Source organism: Bradyrhizobium sp. BTAi1 (genome assembly GCF_000015165.1).
Classification (GTDB): domain Bacteria; phylum Pseudomonadota; class Alphaproteobacteria; order Rhizobiales; family Xanthobacteraceae; genus Bradyrhizobium; species Bradyrhizobium denitrificans.
Genome location: NC_009485.1, coordinates 3227721 through 3244187, shown reverse-complemented (window position 1 = coordinate 3244187; position 16467 = coordinate 3227721). Strand labels below are relative to the sequence as shown.

The window sequence follows — 16467 nt, the reverse complement described above, 5'->3', positions numbered from 1 at the left end:
TCGGCTGCTAAATCCGCGCCCATGAACGACGCCGTCTCCCATGTCGATTCCGGAAAGGTCCGCGTCGCTGCGATTTCGATCGCGGCGAGCGCCAGCATGGCCGCGGCGAAGTTCGTCGTCGGCGTCCTGATCGGCAGCCTCGCGCTGGTCTCGGAGGCGTTGCACAGCGCGGTAGACGTCGTCGCGACCGTCATCACCTGGATGGTCGTTCGGGTATCGGACCGGCCCGCCGATGACGAACATCATTATGGCCATGGCAAACTGGAGAGCCTGTCGGCACTCGGCGTGATCGCCCTGCTCTACGTGCTTGCCGGCGGCGTGCTGGTCGAATCGGTCAGCCGCTTGCGCGAGGCGGCGCCGCCGCCGACGCTCTCGGCCGTTCCATTCCTGGTTCTGCTCATCGACATCGCCGTCAACTTCTGGCGCGCCCGCGCGCTGCATCGGGCGGCTCACGAGACGCACAGCCAGGCGCTGGCGGCGGATGCGCTGCATTTCGCCTCGGACGTGCTGGGCTCGGTCGCCGTGATCGCCGGTCTTGTGCTGACGGCGCTCGGATTCTGGTGGGGCGATTCCGCCGCGGCCATCGCGGTGGCGCTGATGATCTCGGTGCTCGGCCTGCGGCTGGCGCGCTCCACCGTGGAAACCCTGCTCGACCGCGCGCCGGACGGGGCGGCCGAGAAGGCGCGCGCCGCGATCCGGTCCGTGGCCGGCGTCGTCGACGTCGAGCGGCTGCGCGTCCGCCTCGTCGGCGCGACGCATTTCGTCGATGCCACGGTGCAGGTGCCGCGCACCTACCCGATCGACCGCGTTCATGACATCAAGCGCGACGCGCAGGCCGCCGTCGATGCCAGCCTCGCCGGTGCGGACGTGACCTTCACGACCGTGCCGGTCGCGCTGAGCAATGAGAGCGTGCGCGAGCGCATCATGGTGATCGCGCGCAATTCCGGCCTCGCCATCCATCACGTCACCGTCCACGACGTTGGCGGACGGCTGATCGTGGCCATCGACCTCGAGGTCGACGGCGACATGACCCTGGTCGCGGCGCATGCGATCGCGCACGAGCTGGAGCGCAGCATCCGCGAGGAGTTCGGCGCCGACGTCGAGGTCGACACGCATATCGAACCGCTGGAGCCGGAATTGCCGTTCGGCGTCGACTCACCGCCCGAATTTGTTGCGCAGATCGCAGCAGCCTTGCAGCGCTTCGCGGCCGAGACCGACATGTACGACGTGCACAATGTCCGCGTCCGCAACACCGAAGCCGGCGAGATCGTCAACTTTCACTGCCGCGCCGCGCCGTCCATGAGCGTGCTGAAGGTGCACGACAATGTCGATCACATCGAGCGCGGGCTGCGGCGCGCGTTCCCGAGCGTCAAGCGCGTCATCAGCCACGCCGAGCCGCCACACGGCTAAAGTCTAAACGTCACGCTCCGTTCCCGCTTCGGACTCGCTCCGCCGGCTTTTTGCCATGGCAAATCCGCATTGGATAAGATTTATTAGCTTTTGCCAAATCGTTGACTCTCGACAGCCCGACAAATCTGGATTCAAATTGACTTGATTCGGAAGCGGCTGGGGCTCTTTCGAAATTCGGGTATCCAGGAAGTCTCGGGGGTCTACAGCATGGCGCGTGCGCATGCCGCGAACGCGTGCGTCCAATCTTCTGATTCCATCAAGGGGTTGGCGCAATCGATCGCGAAACCGGCCTATCAAAGGCTGCTGACTGCTGAGCCGGTATTGCGTCGTGCTGTCCCTACTTTGATCATCGCCTTTCTTGTCACCATCTGCCTCGGCGCCTTCGTCCAGGTGCTCGACCAGAGCCGGCAGAAGCGCGCCGCGACCAAGCGCGACCTCACCGCGGTCTCCGACCTGCTCGCGGACCGCATCGGCCATATGGCGATGCGTCCGGACCGGGTTGCCCATATCGAGCACCTGCAGAGCCTGCTGCCGGATATGATTCCCGCCTGGGGCGCCGCGCCCGGCCGCCACGTGATCGTCACCGGCGCCGACCACCGCATCCTGGCCCGCGTGCCGGTCGATGCCGCGCTCGGCGAGAACGACCGCATCCTCGACCTGATCTCGACGGCCCAACTGCTGGCGACGCCGGGGCTGCAGGGCGCGGTCACCGAGATCACGCTGCCGAACGGCCGGCCGGCATTTGCGATCTCACAGCTGATCAAGGCCCTGCCCGGCCGCGTCGTCATCATCCAGGAGAAGCTGGAGCCGATCTGGGGATCGGACGCCGCGCTGTCCGTCACGCTGTCCGCCACCACCGGATTCGTCGTGCTGATCCTCGGCTTCGCCTTCCACTGGCAGTCGACCCGCGCTCGCGAGGGCGACCTCATCAACGATGCCGTGCGCGGACGGATCGACACCGCGCTCAACCGCGGCCGCTGCGGCCTGTGGGACTGGGACCTGTCGCGCGGGCGGATCTTCTGGTCGAACTCGATGTTCGAGATGCTCGGCCTCGACAACCGCACCGACCTCCTCACCTTCGGCGAGGTCAATGCGCTGGTGAACTCCGACGACATCGACCTGTTCGCGATCGCCGACCAGCTGGTCGCCGGCGACATCCACCAGATCGACCAGAGCTTCCGGATGCGTCACACCGAGGGTCACTGGATCTGGCTCCGCGTGCGCTGTGAGCTCAGCCAGGGCACCACGGCTTCCGGCCTTCACCTGATCGGCATCGCGGTCGACATCACCGAGCAGAAGAGCCTCGCCGAGAAGACCGTCGAGGCTGATCTCAGGCTGCGCGACGCGATCGAGACCATCTCCGAAGCCTTTGTGCTGTGGGACGCCAACAACCGCCTCGTGCTGTGCAACTCGCACTTCCAGAAGCTGCACAAGCTGCCGGACTCCGCCGTCATCCCCGGCACCTCCTACGAGACCGTCATCGAGGTTGGCAAAATGCCGGAGATCCGCACCCGGCTGCACGACCACAGCCAGCAATCCCCGGGCGCGCGCACCTTCGAGGCACAGCTCGACGATGGCAGCTGGCTGCATATCAGCGAGCGCCGCACCAAGGACGGCGGCTACGTGTCGGTCGGCACCGACATCACCCGCATCAAGGAGCACGAGCAGAAGCTCGTCGACAATGACCTGCGCCTGCGCGCCACCGTCATCGACCTGCAGCGGTCACAGAGCGCGCTGGAGCGCCAGGCGATCGAGCTCGCCGACCTCGCCGAGAAGTACTCGCAGGAAAAGACCCGCGCCGAGGAAGCCAACCAGACCAAGTCGAAATTCCTCGCCAATATGAGCCACGAGCTGCGCACGCCGCTCAACGCCATCATCGGCTTCTCCGAGATCATGGGCAGCGGCATGTTCGGCTCGCTCGGCTCGGAGAAGTACCAGGAATACTGCCACGACATACTGACGTCGGGTCAGTATCTGCTCGAGGTCATCAACGACATCCTCGACATGTCCAAGATCGAGGCCGGCCGCATGAAGCTCGACATGGAGCCGCTCGACCTCGCCAAGACCCTGGCCGAGTCGCTGCGCGTCGTCTCCGGCCGCGCGCAGGACAAGCGCCTGGTGCTCGACGCCGACATCGAGGGCAACATCCCGATCGTCGCCGACCGCCGCGCCACCAAGCAGATCATGGTCAATCTGCTGTCCAACGCGGTCAAGTTCACGCCCGAAGGCGGCCGGGTCACGATGCGCAGCCGCGTGTTCGACGACAAGGTCGTGCTCATCATCGCCGATACCGGCATCGGCATTCCCGCGCAGTCGCTGGCGCGGCTCGGCCGCCCGTTCGAGCAGGTCGAGAGCCAGATGACCAAGACCTATCACGGCTCCGGCCTGGGCCTCGCCATCGCCCGCTCTCTGACCCAGCTGCATGGCGGCTCGATGCGGCTGCGCTCGCGGATCGAGTCCGGCACCGTGGTCCGCGTCACCCTGCCCCGCGATGCCTACAAGGCCACGGCGAGCATCTCGGTCGCGGCGTGATGCCGAGCGGTTGTCGTGCTCCGCGCAGCGGGCGGTCACGGCTTGCCTGGACGACGCGCCGGAGATCGGATGTCACGCCCCCTCTGACCGGCGTGAATGGCGAGGACGCAAGCGACGCCTGCGGGCGCAGGTCCCGGTGACCCGGCCGGAGGCGGCGGTGATGCGGGAGACGTTCGCGGGCTCTTGATCCGACATGCCTCCGGGCGACTGTGACCCGCCTGGGCGTGACCGCGCGCCGCGCGCACAAGCCAGGCCCGCCGGCAGCGCAATTTTCGCCAAGTCCCGGGCGCGGCCACCATGCGATAGCTCGGGTGACGACATCACCTGAGGGACGATCAGATGCTGAAGCGTGTTTGGCGCGGCTGGACCAGCCCGGCGAATGCAGATGCCTATGAGGACCTCCTCCGCGCGACCATCTTTCCGGGCATCGTGAATCGGAAGCTCGACGGATTTCTGGGCATCGAGCTATTGCTCAAGCCGCTCGAGGCCGAGGTCGAATTCATGACGATCATGACCTTCGCTGATCGGGACGCGATCGTTCGCTTCGCCGGGCCGGCGCATGAAACGGCCGTCGTGCCGCTGGCCGCGCAGAACCTGCTCAGTCGCTACGATAAGCAGGCGACGCATTACGAGCTGCGGACCACGTGCCGGCCGTGATCGAGACCGGATCGGCCAGCTGTGACCCAGGGCATCCGAGGCGACAAGCCGACCAGCGCCGTCAGCGTGCGCCAACACCCCTCACGCCTGCAGGCTCGGCGCGACCTCGCGGGCGACCTGCACCAGGGCTGCGATCAGCGGCGTCATTGGATCGCGCTGCGGGATAACGAGGCCGATCTGGTAGTTGATCACGGGATCGACGATCGGGATCGAGCGCACCTTGTCGGCGAGCCCCAACGTCTCGGCCAGCTTGGCGGGCATCACGCTGGCCCAGCGGCCGGTCTTCACATGGGTGTAGAGCACCAGCAGCGAATTCGAGGTGAGCGTCGGCGTCACCTCGTTGCCCGCCGCGCGCAGCGCGCGGTCGATGATGCGGCGGTTCTGCATGTCCGGGGTCAGGAGGCACAGCGGCACCTGTCCGACCTCCTGCCAGGTCACCTGGTCGCGATCGCCGAACATGCTGTCCGGCGCCGTCAGCAACCGGTAGCTCTCGTTGTAGAGCGGGATGGTGCGGACACGGCCGATCGGCTCGTTCTCGATATAGGTCAGCCCGGCATCGACCTCGAGGTTCTCCAAGAGGCCCAGCACGTCGGCCGACGTGCACGACATGATGCGGAACCGGACCTCCGGATGACGGGCGCGGAACGGGGTGGTCAGCGAGGCCACCATGCCGAGCACGGTCGGAACCGCCGCAAGCCGTATTTCACCGGAGAGCTTGTCCTTGAGGCCGTTGATCTCCTGACGCATCGCCCGGAAGTCGCCGACGATCCGGCGCGCCCAATCCAGCGTGCGCTCCCCCTCCGGCGTGAAACCCTGGAACCGGGAACCACGCTGCACCAGCATCACCCCGAGGATCTCCTCGAGCTGCTTGATGCTGGTCGACATCGTCGGCTGGGTGACCCCGCACGCCTCCGCCGCCCGGCCGAAATGACGCTCCTTGGCCAGCGCCAGCAGCAGTTCGAGCTTATCGATCAAGGTCGGCCTTCCAGCAGTTGAATAGCCTGGTTCCGCACGTCTTCGGCATTATCGGCCATAGGGAAATTCTACCACGTCGGCGAAGGCACCGACACCGCAAAACACGCCGCATCCCCGTCCCGGGAAAGCCCATTTTCCGTCAACTTCTAATTATCTCTCGATTGCGTTTCGCTATCGCAGCACGGGACAGCTTTATTGATATCTTGAGCAATTCCAATTCAGATATGCGAAACGATTGCAGCGCTTGAATCGGGATCAGGATGACGCCGGTGTACGAAACCTGGGAGACGGCGCGCGGCGCCGAAATCATCGCAGAACACAGCAAGATGGAGGGGGCGACCTTGCCGATCCTCCACGCGCTGCAGGAGGCGTTCGGCTACGTGCCGGAAGAGGCGATCCCGATGATCGCCACCGCGCTGAACCTGTCGCGCGCCGAAGTTTACGGCGTGTTTACATTCTACCATGATTTCCGCGCCAAGAAGGCTGGTCGTCACGTGCTCAAGCTGTGCCGCGCCGAGGCCTGCCAGGCCGCTGGCGGCGATGCGCTTGCCGCCCGCGCCGAAGCCAAGCTCGGCATTGCCCTTGGCAACACCACAGCCGATGAGCGCGTGACGCTGGAGCCGATCTACTGCCTCGGCCTGTGCGCCACCGCGCCGTCGGCGATGCTGGACGGCCGCCTGGTCGGTCGGCTCGACGAAGCCCGGATTGATGCTCTCGTCTCGGAGGCCCAGCGATGAGCGTGCGTCTTTTTGTCCCGTGTGATGCCGGCGCGCTCGCCGTCGGCGCCGATGAGGTTGCGCAGGCCTTGCACAAGGCTGCGCTTGAACGCGGAGCCGAGGTCGAGATCGTCCGCAACGGGTCCCGCGGCCTGTACTGGCTGGAGCCGCTGGTCGAGCTGGAGACGGCGCAGGGCCGGTTCGGCTTCGGTCCGGTGACCGCTGACGACGCGCCGTCGCTGCTCGACGCCATCATCGCCGACAAGCCGCATAAACTGTCGCTCGGCCTGACCGAGGAGATTCCGTGGCTGAAGCGGCAGACCCGCCTCACCTTCGCCCGCTGCGGCATCGTCGATCCGCTCTCGCTGGACGACTACCGCGCCCATGGCGGCTACAAGGGCCTCACCCGCGCCCTGACGCTGACGCCGGATGCGGTCATCGCCGAGGTCACGACGTCCGGCCTGCGCGGCCGTGGCGGCGCCGGCTTCCCGACCGGCATCAAGTGGAAGACGGTGTCGCAGACCGCGGCCGATCGCAAATACGTCATCTGCAACGCCGATGAAGGCGACAGCGGCACCTTCGCCGACCGCATGCTGATGGAGGGGGATCCCTTCGTGCTGATCGAAGGCATGACCATCTGCGGCATCGCGGTGGGCGCCACCAAGGGCTACATCTACACCCGCTCGGAATATCCGCACGCGATCGCGACCATGGCCAAGGCGATCGAGATCGCCAAGAAGGCCGGCCTGCTCGGCGACAAGATCGCCGGCTCCAACTACACCTTCGATCTCGAGGTCCGCACCGGCGCCGGCGCCTATGTGTGCGGCGAAGAGACCGCGTTGATGGAGAGCCTGGAAGGCAAGCGCGGCGTGGTCCGCGCCAAGCCGCCACTGCCGGCGCATCACGGCCTGTTCGGCAAGCCGACCGTCGTCAACAATCTGCTGTCGTTCGCCGCCATTCCCTTCATCCTCGACGAGGGCGCCAAGGCCTATGCCGATTTCGGCATGGGGCGCTCGCGCGGCACGATGCCGATCCAGATCGCGGGGAACGTCAAGTTCGGCGGCCTGTTCGAGACCGCGTTCGGCATCACGCTCGGTGAACTGGTCGACGACATCGGCGGCGGCACCTTCACTGGCCGCCCGGTGCGCGCGGTGCAGGTCGGCGGGCCGCTCGGCGCCTACTTCCCGCGGGCGCTGTTCGATACCCCGTTCGACTACGAGGCGTTCGCCGCCAAGGATGGCCTGATCGGCCATGGCGGCATCGTCGTGTTCGACGACACCGTCGACATGTCGAAGCAGGCGCGCTTCGCGATGGAGTTCTGCGCCATCGAATCCTGCGGCAAGTGCACGCCCTGCCGCATCGGCTCGACGCGCGGCGCCGAGACCATCGACAAGATCCGCCGCGGCGAGCGCGTCGCCGAGAACATTGCGCTGGTCGAAGACCTCTGCGGCACTATGAAGCTCGGCTCGCTGTGCGCCCTCGGCGGCTTCACGCCCTATCCTGTGCTATCAGCGCTGAAACACTTCCGTGAGGACTTCGGACCTCAGCAGCCGCGCCTGCAGGCTGCGGAATAGACATTCGGGAAAGGACACCGCCATGTCACTCATCCACGAAACCGATTACGGCACCCCGCGCTCCAAGTCCGAAACGATGGTGACGCTCACCATCGACGGCCAGAGCATCACCGTTCCCGCGGGCACCTCGATCATGCGCGCGGCCATGGAGGCCGGCACGCAGATCCCGAAACTATGCGCGACCGACATGGTCGACGCGTTCGGCTCCTGCCGACTCTGCCTCGTCGAGGTCGAGGGCCGTGCCGGCACGCCGGCCTCCTGCACCACGCCGGTGGCGCCGGGGCTCGTCGTCCACACCCAGACCGAGCGGCTGAAGAAGCTGCGCAAAGGCGTGATGGAGCTCTACATCTCCGACCATCCGCTCGACTGCCTGACCTGCGCCGCCAATGGCGATTGCGAGTTGCAGGACATGGCCGGCGCGGTCGGCCTGCGCGACGTGCGCTACGGCAACCAGGGTGAGAACCACGTGTTCGCCGACGCCTGCGGCGAAGCCAACCCGGCCTGGCTGCCGAAGGACGAGTCGAACCCCTATTTCACCTACGATCCCTCCAAGTGCATCGTCTGCTCGCGCTGCGTCCGCGCTTGCGAGGAGGTCCAGGGCACGTTCGCGCTGACCATCTCCGGCCGCGGCTTCGACAGCCGGGTGTCGCCGGGCATGAGCGAGAGCTTCCTCGGTTCGGAGTGTGTGTCCTGCGGCGCCTGCGTGCAGGCCTGCCCGACCGCGACCCTGACCGAGAAGAGCGTGATCGAGATCGGCCAGCCCGAGCATTCGGCGGTCACCACCTGCGCCTATTGCGGCGTCGGCTGCACCTTCAAGGCGGAGATGCGCGGCGAGGAAATCGTGCGCATGGTGCCGTACAAGGACGGCAAGGCCAATCGCGGCCATTCCTGCGTCAAGGGCCGCTTCGCCTATGGCTATGCGACCCACAAGGAGCGCATCCTCAAGCCGATGATCCGCGAGAGCATCGATCAGCCCTGGCGCGAGGTTTCCTATGACGAGGCCTTCACCTTTGCGGCCCAGAAGATGCGCGGCATCCAGGCCAAGTATGGCCGCGACTCGATCGGCGGCATCACCTCGTCGCGCTGCACCAACGAAGAGACCTATCTGGTGCAGAAGCTGATCCGCGCCGGCTTCGGCAACAACAATGTCGACACCTGCGCCCGCGTCTGCCACTCGCCCACCGGCTACGGCCTCGCCACCACCTTCGGCACTTCGGCCGGCACGCAGGACTTCGACTCGGTCGAGGACTCCGACGTCATCATGGTGATCGGCGCCAATCCGACCGACGCACATCCGGTGTTCGGCTCGCGCATGAAGAAGCGGCTGCGCCAGGGCGCCAAGCTGATTGTGGTCGATCCGCGCAAGATCGATCTCGTGAAGTCGGCGCATATCGAGGCAGACTATCACTTGCCGCTGCTGCCCGGCACCAACGTCGCGATCATGACCGCGATGGCGCATGTGATCGTCACCGAAGGCCTCGTCAACGAGACCTTCGTGCGCGAGCGCTGCGATTGGAGCGAGTTCCAGGACTGGGCCGAGTTCGTCGCGCTGGAGAAGAACAGCCCGGAGGCAATCGCCGCCATCTCGGGCGTCGACCCGGAAGCGATCCGCGGCGCCGCCCGCCTCTACGCCACCGGCGGCAATGGCGCGATCTATTACGGCCTGGGCGTCACCGAGCACAGCCAGGGCTCGACCACGGTGATCGCAATCGCCAACCTCGCGATGGCGACCGGCAATATCGGTCGCCGCGGCGTCGGCGTGAACCCGCTGCGCGGCCAGAACAACGTGCAGGGCTCCTGCGACATGGGCTCGTTCCCGCACGAACTGCCGGGCTACCGGCACATCTCGGGCGACGCGGTGCGCGACCAGTTCGAGGCGATGTGGAACGTCAAGCTCAACCCTGAGCCGGGCCTGCGCATCCCCAACATGTTCGACTCCGCGATCGACGGCACCTTCAAGGGGCTGTACGTGCAGGGCGAGGACATCCTGCAGTCGGATCCGAACACCACGCATGTCGTGCAGGCGCTGTCGGCGATGGAATGCGTCATCGTCCAGGACCTGTTCCTGAACGAGACCGCCAACTACGCCCACGTCTTCCTGCCCGGCTCGACCTTCCTGGAGAAGGACGGCACCTTCACCAACGCCGAGCGTCGCATCCAGCGCGTCCGCAAGGTGATGACGCCGCGCAACGGCCTCGCCGACTGGGAGGTCACGATCGGTCTCGCCAAGGCGATGGGCTTCGAGATGAAGTACAACCATCCTTCGGAGATCATGGACGAGATCGCGGCGCTGACGCCGACCTTCACCGGCGTCTCCTATCAGAAGCTCGAGGAGATGGGCTCGGTGCAGTGGCCCTGCAACGAAACCTATCCCGAGGGCTCGCCGATCATGCATGTCGACGGCTTCGTCCGCGGCAAGGGCAAGTTCGTGGTCACCGAATACGTCGCGACCGACGAGCGCACCGGCCCGCGCTTCCCGCTGTTGCTCACCACCGGCCGCATCCTGTCGCAGTACAATGTCGGCGCCCAGACGCGGCGCACCGACAACGTGGTGTGGCATGGCGAGGACGTGCTGGAGATCCATCCGCACGACGCCGAGCAGCGCGGCATCCGCGACGGCGACTGGGTGCGGCTGACCAGCCGTGCCGGCGAGACCACCTTGCATGCGCTGATCTCCGAGCGTGTGGCGCCGGGCGTGGTCTACACCACCTTCCACCATCCGCTGACCCAGGCCAACGTCATCACGACGGACTATTCCGACTGGGCGACCAATTGTCCGGAGTACAAGGTCACGGCGGTGCAGGTGTCGCAGTCCAACGGCCCGTCGGACTGGCAGAAGGCCTATGACGAGCAGGCCCGCAACTCGCGCCGCATCGCCCCGATCGTGGAGGCGGCGGAGTAGCATGACCGATGCAGTGCGCATCGCGGATCGTCTGGTCTGGCGCGACGGAGCCCTCACCGAGGGCCACCGCCGCGTTCCGGAGGAGACCGCGGTCGCACTGACCTATAATGGCGGCACCCAGGCCGTCATGATGGCGACGCCGCAGGATCTTGCCGATTTCGCCATCGGCTTCAGCCTCAACGAGGGTCTCGTCGCCAGCCGCGATGAGATCGTCTCGCTCGATATCGTCGCGCTGGATGACGGCATCGAGTTGCGCATGTGGCTGCCCGACGCGTTGGCTGAACGCCTGGCCGAGCGCCGCCGCAACATCGCGGGCCCCACCGGCTGCGGCCTGTGCGGCATCGACTCCCTCGCCGAAGCGGTACGCCCGGCAGCACATGTCGCGGCGGGCCGGCGCTTCGCCCCACGTGACGTCATGGCCGCGCTGGCGGCGATCGAGCCGTTGCAGAAGCTCAACCACGAGACCCGCGCCGTGCATGCCGCGGCGTTCTGGACGCCGGCGCGCGGCATCGTGAGCCTGCGCGAGGATGTCGGCCGCCACAACGCGCTCGACAAGCTCGCAGGCCATTTGGCGCAGTCGCGCTGCGCGGCCAGCGAAGGACTCGTGATCATGACGAGCCGGGTCTCGGTCGAACTGGTGCAGAAGGCGGCGGCGATGGGCGCGCCCGTGCTGGTCGCCGTCTCCGCCCCCACCGCGCTCGCCATCCGCATGGCCGAGGCCGCCGGCATCACGCTGATTGCGGTCGCCCGCAATGACGGCTTCGAAATCTTCACCCATCCCGAACGGATCGTCGCGAGTGCCGAGACCGGCGCGCGATCAGCACAGACGGACACACCCCATGTCGCATAGCACCCACGACCGCCTGGTCTACATGGCCAACCAGATCGGCAAGTTCTTCCAATCCCAGGGCGGCGAGCAGGCCGTGAGCGGCGTCGCCGAGCACATCAAGAAGTTCTGGGACCCGCGGATGCTGAAGAGCATCTTCGCGCATCACGACGCCGGCGGCGCCGGACTTGATCCGGCGGTGAAGGAAGCGATCGGCAGGCTGAAGCAGGCGGCGGTCGCCAAGGAAAAAGCGTAGCGCGCGGCTCCCCGGCAGCCCGATCGCTCGCGTTCAGCTATTCCTCCAACAGTGACGTGAACACCCGGCGCACTTCGCTCTGGGTTTCACGCAAGCGCGCCTCGAGCGCCGAAAAATCCGGCGCGTCGCCGGCGCGGGCCAACACGCGCAGCAGGTCCTCCCCGGCCTGATCCGGCTTGAACTTGTCGCTGACGCAGAGCCGCAGGATCTGCGTCAAGTCATGATAGAGCCGTGCCGCATGGCGCAGGATCACGGCATCGGCGCGCGGCAGCACGCCGAGCCGCTCTGCATGGTCGAGCACCTGCAGCGAGCTGACATCGAGGATCTCCGGCTTGGTCGCCGCATGCACGAGCTGCAAATATTGCGCGACGAAATCGATGTCGACCATGCCGCCCGCGGCGTGCTTGAGGTCCCACAGATCCGCCTCGCCCTTCTCGGCCGCGATTGCCCGGCGCATGTCGGCGACATCACGCGCGATGGCAACCGGGTCGCGCGGCCGCCGCAGCGCGGTCTGGATGATCTCTTCGATGCGGGCGCGAAAGGCCGGTGAAGCGGAGATGACGCGAGCGCGCGTCAGCGCCATATGCTCCCATGTCCAGGCCTCCCGCTCCTGATAATGCGCGAAGGAGTCGAGATGCGACGCGAGCGGACCGGCGCGGCCCGACGGCCGCAGCCGCATGTCGATGTCGTAGAGCACGCCGTAATTGGTACGCGAGGTGAAGGCGGAGATCAGCCGCTGCGTGAAGCGCGCGAAATAATGCGCGCCCTGCAGCGAACGCTCACCGTCGGAATCCGGTTCGTCGGCGTCGAAGTCATAGAGCAGGATCAGGTCCAGATCCGACGACGCCGTCATTTCCCGGGCGCCGAGCCGGCCCATCGCGATGATCGCGGTTTCCTGGCCCTTGATGCGGCCATGCTGGGCGGCGAAGCGCTCCGTGACCAGACCGTGGACGGTGTGAACGATGCCCTCGGCGACATCGGCAAAGGCGGTTCCGGCCTGCTGCGCCGAGACGGTGCCGGAAAGAATGCGCGTGCCGATCAGGAACAGGCTTTCCTGGCCGAACAGCCGGAGACGGTCGAGAAACTCCTCATAGGTGCCGGCGTCCTGCAGGGTCGCAGCCAGGCGCTGCGACAATTCCCGCTTGTCCGGCATGGCGCCGAAGAAGCGCGGATCGATCAGGCCATCCATCAGCCGCGGCTGCCTCGCCAGCATATCGCCGAGCCGCGGCGCAGCGCCGAGCACGAGCGCCACCAGCGCCACCAGATCGCGGTTCTGCCCAAGCAACGAAATGAGCCGTCCGCCGAGCTGCAGCGCCTGCAGAAAGCGGTCGAAGGCAACGACGGCGCGGTCCGGCTCGTCGGCATGGGCGAGGCCATCGATCAGCGCCGGCAGGAACTCGGTGAAGCTGGTGCGTGTCGCCTCGGTCCGGAACACGCGATACTCGCCCGCCAGCCATTGCTGCAAGGTCTTGGCGACCATGACCGGATCGCGGAAACCCAGCCCCGCAAGATGTTCCATCAGGCGCGGCTCATCGGGACCCGCGCCGTAATTCACCGGTGGCAGGCTGACCGTACCGGTCGGGTCGCCTTCGAACAGCCGTGCGTAATGTCCCTGCACGATATTGAGATGGAACAGCAGATCGCTCGCAAAGCGTTCGCGGCTCTCATAGCCGAAGAAACAGGCGAAGCGGCTGACGCCCTCGGCGTCGTCAGGCAGGCTGTGGATCTGCTCGTCCGCCATCATCTGCAGCCGATGCTCGACCCGGCGCAGGAATTCGTAGGCCGTAGTGAGCTCGTCCCGCGCCTGCTCGGTGATCCATTTGCTGGCCGTGAGAACGCCGAGCGCCTGCAGCGTGGGACGCACCCGCAGCTCGGGATGCCGTCCACCGGCGATCAATTGCTGGGTCTGGGCGAAAAACTCGATCTCGCGAATGCCGCCGCGCCCGACCTTGACGTTATGCCCCTCAACCGCGATCTCGCTGTGACCGCGATACACCTGCATCTGGCGCTTCATGTCGTGCACGTCGGTCAGTGCCTGGAAGTCGAGATGCTTGCGCCAGACGAAGGGCGACAGCTCTGCCAGCATCGCCTCGCCGGCGGCGACGTCGCCGGCACAGATGCGCGCCTTGATCATCGCGGCACGCTCCCAGGTGCGCCCTTCCCGCTCGTAGTAATGCAGCGCCGCCTCGGTCGACATCGCCACCTGGGTCGAGGCCGGATCCGGCCGCAGTCTGAGGTCGACGCGGAACACATAGCCATCGGCGGTGCGGCTCTGCAGCAGCCGGGCGAGCGCCTGGGTGACGCGGACGAAGAACGGCTGCGGCTCGATGTCGCGGGCCAGCGAATGGACCTCGGGATCGAAGAACACGATCAAATCGATATCGCTGGAATAGTTCAGCTCGCCGGCGCCCATCTTGCCCATTGCGAGCACGAACAGGCCGCAGCCCTGCTCCGGATCGTCGGCATCGCGCGGCGCCAGTCGGCCGCGCACCGCCTCCTGCCGCAGCAGATATCGCAGCGCCATCTGCACCGCCGAGACCGCGACATCGGTCAGTGCCGCCGTCACTTGCATGACCGGCCAGACGCCGCCGATGTCGCACAGCGCGATCAACAGCGCCGCTTCCGACTTCAGCTGCCGCAGCAGGCGCATGACGTCGGCCTCACTGGTCGCGGCGAACACCTCGCGGCCGGTGCGGCTGATCAGCTCGGCCAGATGCGCCTGCGGCTCGGAACGCAACAGGCGCTCGAAGCGGCGGGCATCGGCCCGGACGAGATCGAACAGATAGGGCGAGCACTCGGCAATGCCGAGCAGGATGCTCCGCGGCAAGCCCTTGGCCAGCAACGCGCGAAGCGAAGCAGCCAAGGATGGCTCGAGTTCGGCGAGCCATTCATTGAGGCGATGTTCGGCTTTGTCGGGCGCACGGACATGCGGGCCGGAAACGAAACGTTCGGCCAGGATCTGCCCGTCCGCGTTTCCCGGCGCGGATGAGGTCATGCGGCCTTCTGTGGCACATCCTGTGTCGGCGCCGCAAGCTTCGCGGGCACCCCGGCGCCCGCGGGCAGAACGAGGGTCGCGATCAGCCCCGGCCTGGCGTCGCCAAGCCGCAATTCGCCGCCATGCAAGGTCGCAACCGCCGAAGCGAGACTGAGTCCCAGCCCGGAACCCGGCAAGGTGCGGGATGCCTCGAGCCGAACAAAACGCTCGACGGCGTGCTTGCGCTCGGCCTCCGGAATGCCCTCGCCATGATCGGTCACGCTGAGCAGCACCTGACCGCCCTCGCGCCGCGCCTCGATCAGGATCTCGCGCGTCGCCGCCGCCGCATTCGGATCGAGCGGCAGCGCCGCCGGCTTGCCGTATTTGATCGCGTTCTCGACGAGATTGGCAAGCGCCTGGCTGATCAGCTCGCGATTGCCATGCACCGGTGCTGCCGCCGCCTTGACGCGCAAGGTCATGTCGTTGTCCTCGGCGAGCGGCTCATACAGCTCGTGGATGCCGCCGGCGACCTCCGCCGCATCGAATTCGACCATGTCGCCGCGCGCCTGCCCCGACTCCGCGCGCGCGATCATCAGCAGCGCATTGAAGGTTCGGATGAGGCCATCGGACTCTTCGATCGTGCGCTCCAGCGCGGCGCGATACTCGTCCTCGGAGCGCGATTTCGCCAGCGCCTCCTCGGCGCGGTTGCGCAGCCGCGTCAGAGGTGTCTTCAGATCATGCGCGATATTGTCGGAGACCTCCTTGAGGCCGGTCATCAGCGCCTCGATGCGCTCCAGCATCGCGTTGAGATTTTCCGCCAGACGATCGAGTTCGTCGCCACTGCGTCCGACCGGCAGCCGCCCCGTGAGATCGCCGTCCATGATCCGGCGCGTCGTCCCGGTCATCGCATCGATCCGCTGCAGGACGCGCCGCGCCACGAAGATGCCGCCGCCGATGCCGAGCACGACGACCACCAGCACCGACCATTGCGCCGCCTTGGCGACTATCCCGAACAGCCGCCGCCGCTCCTCCAGATCACGACCGATCAGAAGGCGAAAGCCGCTCGACAGCTGCGTGACATAGACCAGCGCGCGGTGGTTCTGCTCGCTGGAATCGTCGAGCCGGCGATAGAACGTCTCCGACCAGCCGGACGAGCCCATCACGCCCGGGGCGAGCGAGCCGACATTGCCGGCGATCGCCTGCCCCGTCGGCGTGGTGATCAGATAGAGATTGGCGCCGGGGCGCAAAGCGCGGTTCTCGATGTTGTAGACCAGGCCGCGCAGACCGCGATGGGAGAAAATGTCGGTCATCTCGCTGATCTCGGCGGTGACCGTGGTCGAGATCTGCTCCGTAATGAGACGGCGGGTGTTCCAGGCGAAATAGCCGAGCAGCGAGGCGGCAAACAACGCAAACAACAGCAGATAGACCAGCGTCAACCGGAACGCCGTGGTGCGGATCAGCTTACCGAAGGCCGTCACGAACCTGTCCTCAAAGCGCTCAAACTCCCGGCTGCAGCCCGAATAGGTCTCCGAACCTATCAAACGGGCATGCTAGCCAGAAGTGACAAAGCGTTCATGAACAGGGGCGCCGACCCGTCAGGATCCCCGGGTGAGAACCGCAGACCTCCCACTGACAGGAAGGGCGA

11 protein-coding genes are annotated in these 16467 nt (G+C 66.4%); 8 read left to right on the top strand and 3 right to left on the bottom strand.

The features are described from left to right. Positions 1-21: 21 nt before the first annotated feature. The 3 genes from BBTA_RS14470 to BBTA_RS14460 all read left to right on the top strand — a co-directional run bounded on the left by BBTA_RS14470 (position 22) and on the right by BBTA_RS14460 (position 4599). Positions 22-1410: a cation diffusion facilitator family transporter gene (locus tag BBTA_RS14470; protein ID WP_012043231.1), complete on the top strand. Its 1389-nt coding sequence runs from the start codon at positions 22-24 to the stop codon at positions 1408-1410. Positions 1411-1617: 207 nt separating this feature from the next. After that, entirely contained in the window at positions 1618-3942 is a 2325-nt protein-coding gene (locus BBTA_RS14465; protein ID WP_012043230.1) for a PAS domain-containing sensor histidine kinase, read from the top strand. A 339-nt stretch (positions 3943-4281) separates the two neighbouring features. Continuing rightward, a complete protein-coding gene (locus tag BBTA_RS14460; RefSeq protein WP_012043229.1) occupies positions 4282-4599 on the top strand; it encodes an antibiotic biosynthesis monooxygenase in 318 nt (105 codons plus the stop codon). Between the two features lie 81 nt (positions 4600-4680). On the opposite strand, the gene BBTA_RS14455 is transcribed toward BBTA_RS14460, so the two are convergent. Continuing rightward, positions 4681-5574, bottom strand: a complete 894-nt coding sequence (locus BBTA_RS14455; RefSeq protein WP_012043228.1) for a LysR family transcriptional regulator — start codon at positions 5572-5574, stop codon at positions 4681-4683. Between the two features lie 260 nt (positions 5575-5834). On the opposite strand from BBTA_RS14455, the gene BBTA_RS14450 reads away from it, so the two are divergent. The 5 genes from BBTA_RS14450 to BBTA_RS14430 are packed head-to-tail and all read left to right on the top strand — an operon-like array spanning position 5835 to position 11848. After that, positions 5835-6311 carry a formate dehydrogenase subunit gamma gene (locus tag BBTA_RS14450; protein WP_012043227.1) on the top strand — a complete coding sequence of 159 codons (477 nt, stop codon included), beginning with the start codon at positions 5835-5837 and terminating at the stop codon, positions 6309-6311. Further along, entirely contained in the window at positions 6308-7864 is a 1557-nt protein-coding gene (locus BBTA_RS14445) for an NADH-quinone oxidoreductase subunit NuoF (protein WP_012043226.1), read from the top strand. Before BBTA_RS14450 ends, BBTA_RS14445 begins: the two co-directional genes overlap by 4 nt. A gap of 22 nt (positions 7865-7886) precedes the next feature. Beyond that, the gene (gene fdhF, locus BBTA_RS14440) at positions 7887-10766 is read left to right on the top strand and encodes a formate dehydrogenase subunit alpha (RefSeq protein WP_012043225.1); all 2880 of its coding nucleotides are present in this window, start codon (positions 7887-7889) and stop codon (positions 10764-10766) included. Positions 10767-10779: 13 nt separating this feature from the next. Continuing rightward, on the top strand, positions 10780-11616 hold the full coding sequence (fdhD, locus tag BBTA_RS14435) for a formate dehydrogenase accessory sulfurtransferase FdhD (protein ID WP_012043224.1): 837 nt from the start codon (positions 10780-10782) through the stop codon (positions 11614-11616). Further along, the gene (locus tag BBTA_RS14430) at positions 11606-11848 is read left to right on the top strand and encodes a formate dehydrogenase subunit delta (RefSeq protein ID WP_012043223.1); all 243 of its coding nucleotides are present in this window, start codon (positions 11606-11608) and stop codon (positions 11846-11848) included. Before fdhD ends, BBTA_RS14430 begins: the two co-directional genes overlap by 11 nt. 37 nt (positions 11849-11885) lie before the next feature. Here BBTA_RS14430 and BBTA_RS14425 read toward each other — a convergent pair whose 3' ends face one another. Together BBTA_RS14425 and BBTA_RS14420 are read right to left on the bottom strand one after the other, a co-directional pair. After that, complete coding sequence (locus BBTA_RS14425; protein ID WP_012043222.1) at positions 11886-14843, bottom strand: bifunctional [glutamine synthetase] adenylyltransferase/[glutamine synthetase]-adenylyl-L-tyrosine phosphorylase; 2958 nt, start codon at positions 14841-14843, stop codon at positions 11886-11888. After that, complete coding sequence (locus BBTA_RS14420; protein WP_012043221.1) at positions 14840-16300, bottom strand: ATP-binding protein; 1461 nt, start codon at positions 16298-16300, stop codon at positions 14840-14842. Before BBTA_RS14420 ends, BBTA_RS14425 begins: the two co-directional genes overlap by 4 nt. Between the last annotated feature and the right edge of the window lie 167 nt (positions 16301-16467).

Bases quoted from the DNA above. Each gene is read 5' to 3' on its own strand.
- BBTA_RS14450 (WP_012043227.1), top strand. From the start codon at position 5,835: ATGACGCCGGTGTACGAAACCTGGGAGACGGCGCGCGGCGCCGAAATC.
- BBTA_RS14425 (WP_012043222.1), bottom strand. From the start codon at position 14,843: ATGACCTCATCCGCGCCGGGAAACGCGGACGGGCAGATCCTGGCCGAA.
- BBTA_RS14445 (WP_012043226.1), top strand. From the start codon at position 6,308: ATGAGCGTGCGTCTTTTTGTCCCGTGTGATGCCGGCGCGCTCGCCGTC.
- BBTA_RS14470 (WP_012043231.1), top strand. From the start codon at position 22: ATGAACGACGCCGTCTCCCATGTCGATTCCGGAAAGGTCCGCGTCGCT.
- fdhF (WP_012043225.1), top strand. From the start codon at position 7,887: ATGTCACTCATCCACGAAACCGATTACGGCACCCCGCGCTCCAAGTCC.
- BBTA_RS14465 (WP_012043230.1), top strand. From the start codon at position 1,618: ATGGCGCGTGCGCATGCCGCGAACGCGTGCGTCCAATCTTCTGATTCC.
- BBTA_RS14460 (WP_012043229.1), top strand. From the start codon at position 4,282: ATGCTGAAGCGTGTTTGGCGCGGCTGGACCAGCCCGGCGAATGCAGAT.
- BBTA_RS14430 (WP_012043223.1), top strand. From the start codon at position 11,606: ATGTCGCATAGCACCCACGACCGCCTGGTCTACATGGCCAACCAGATC.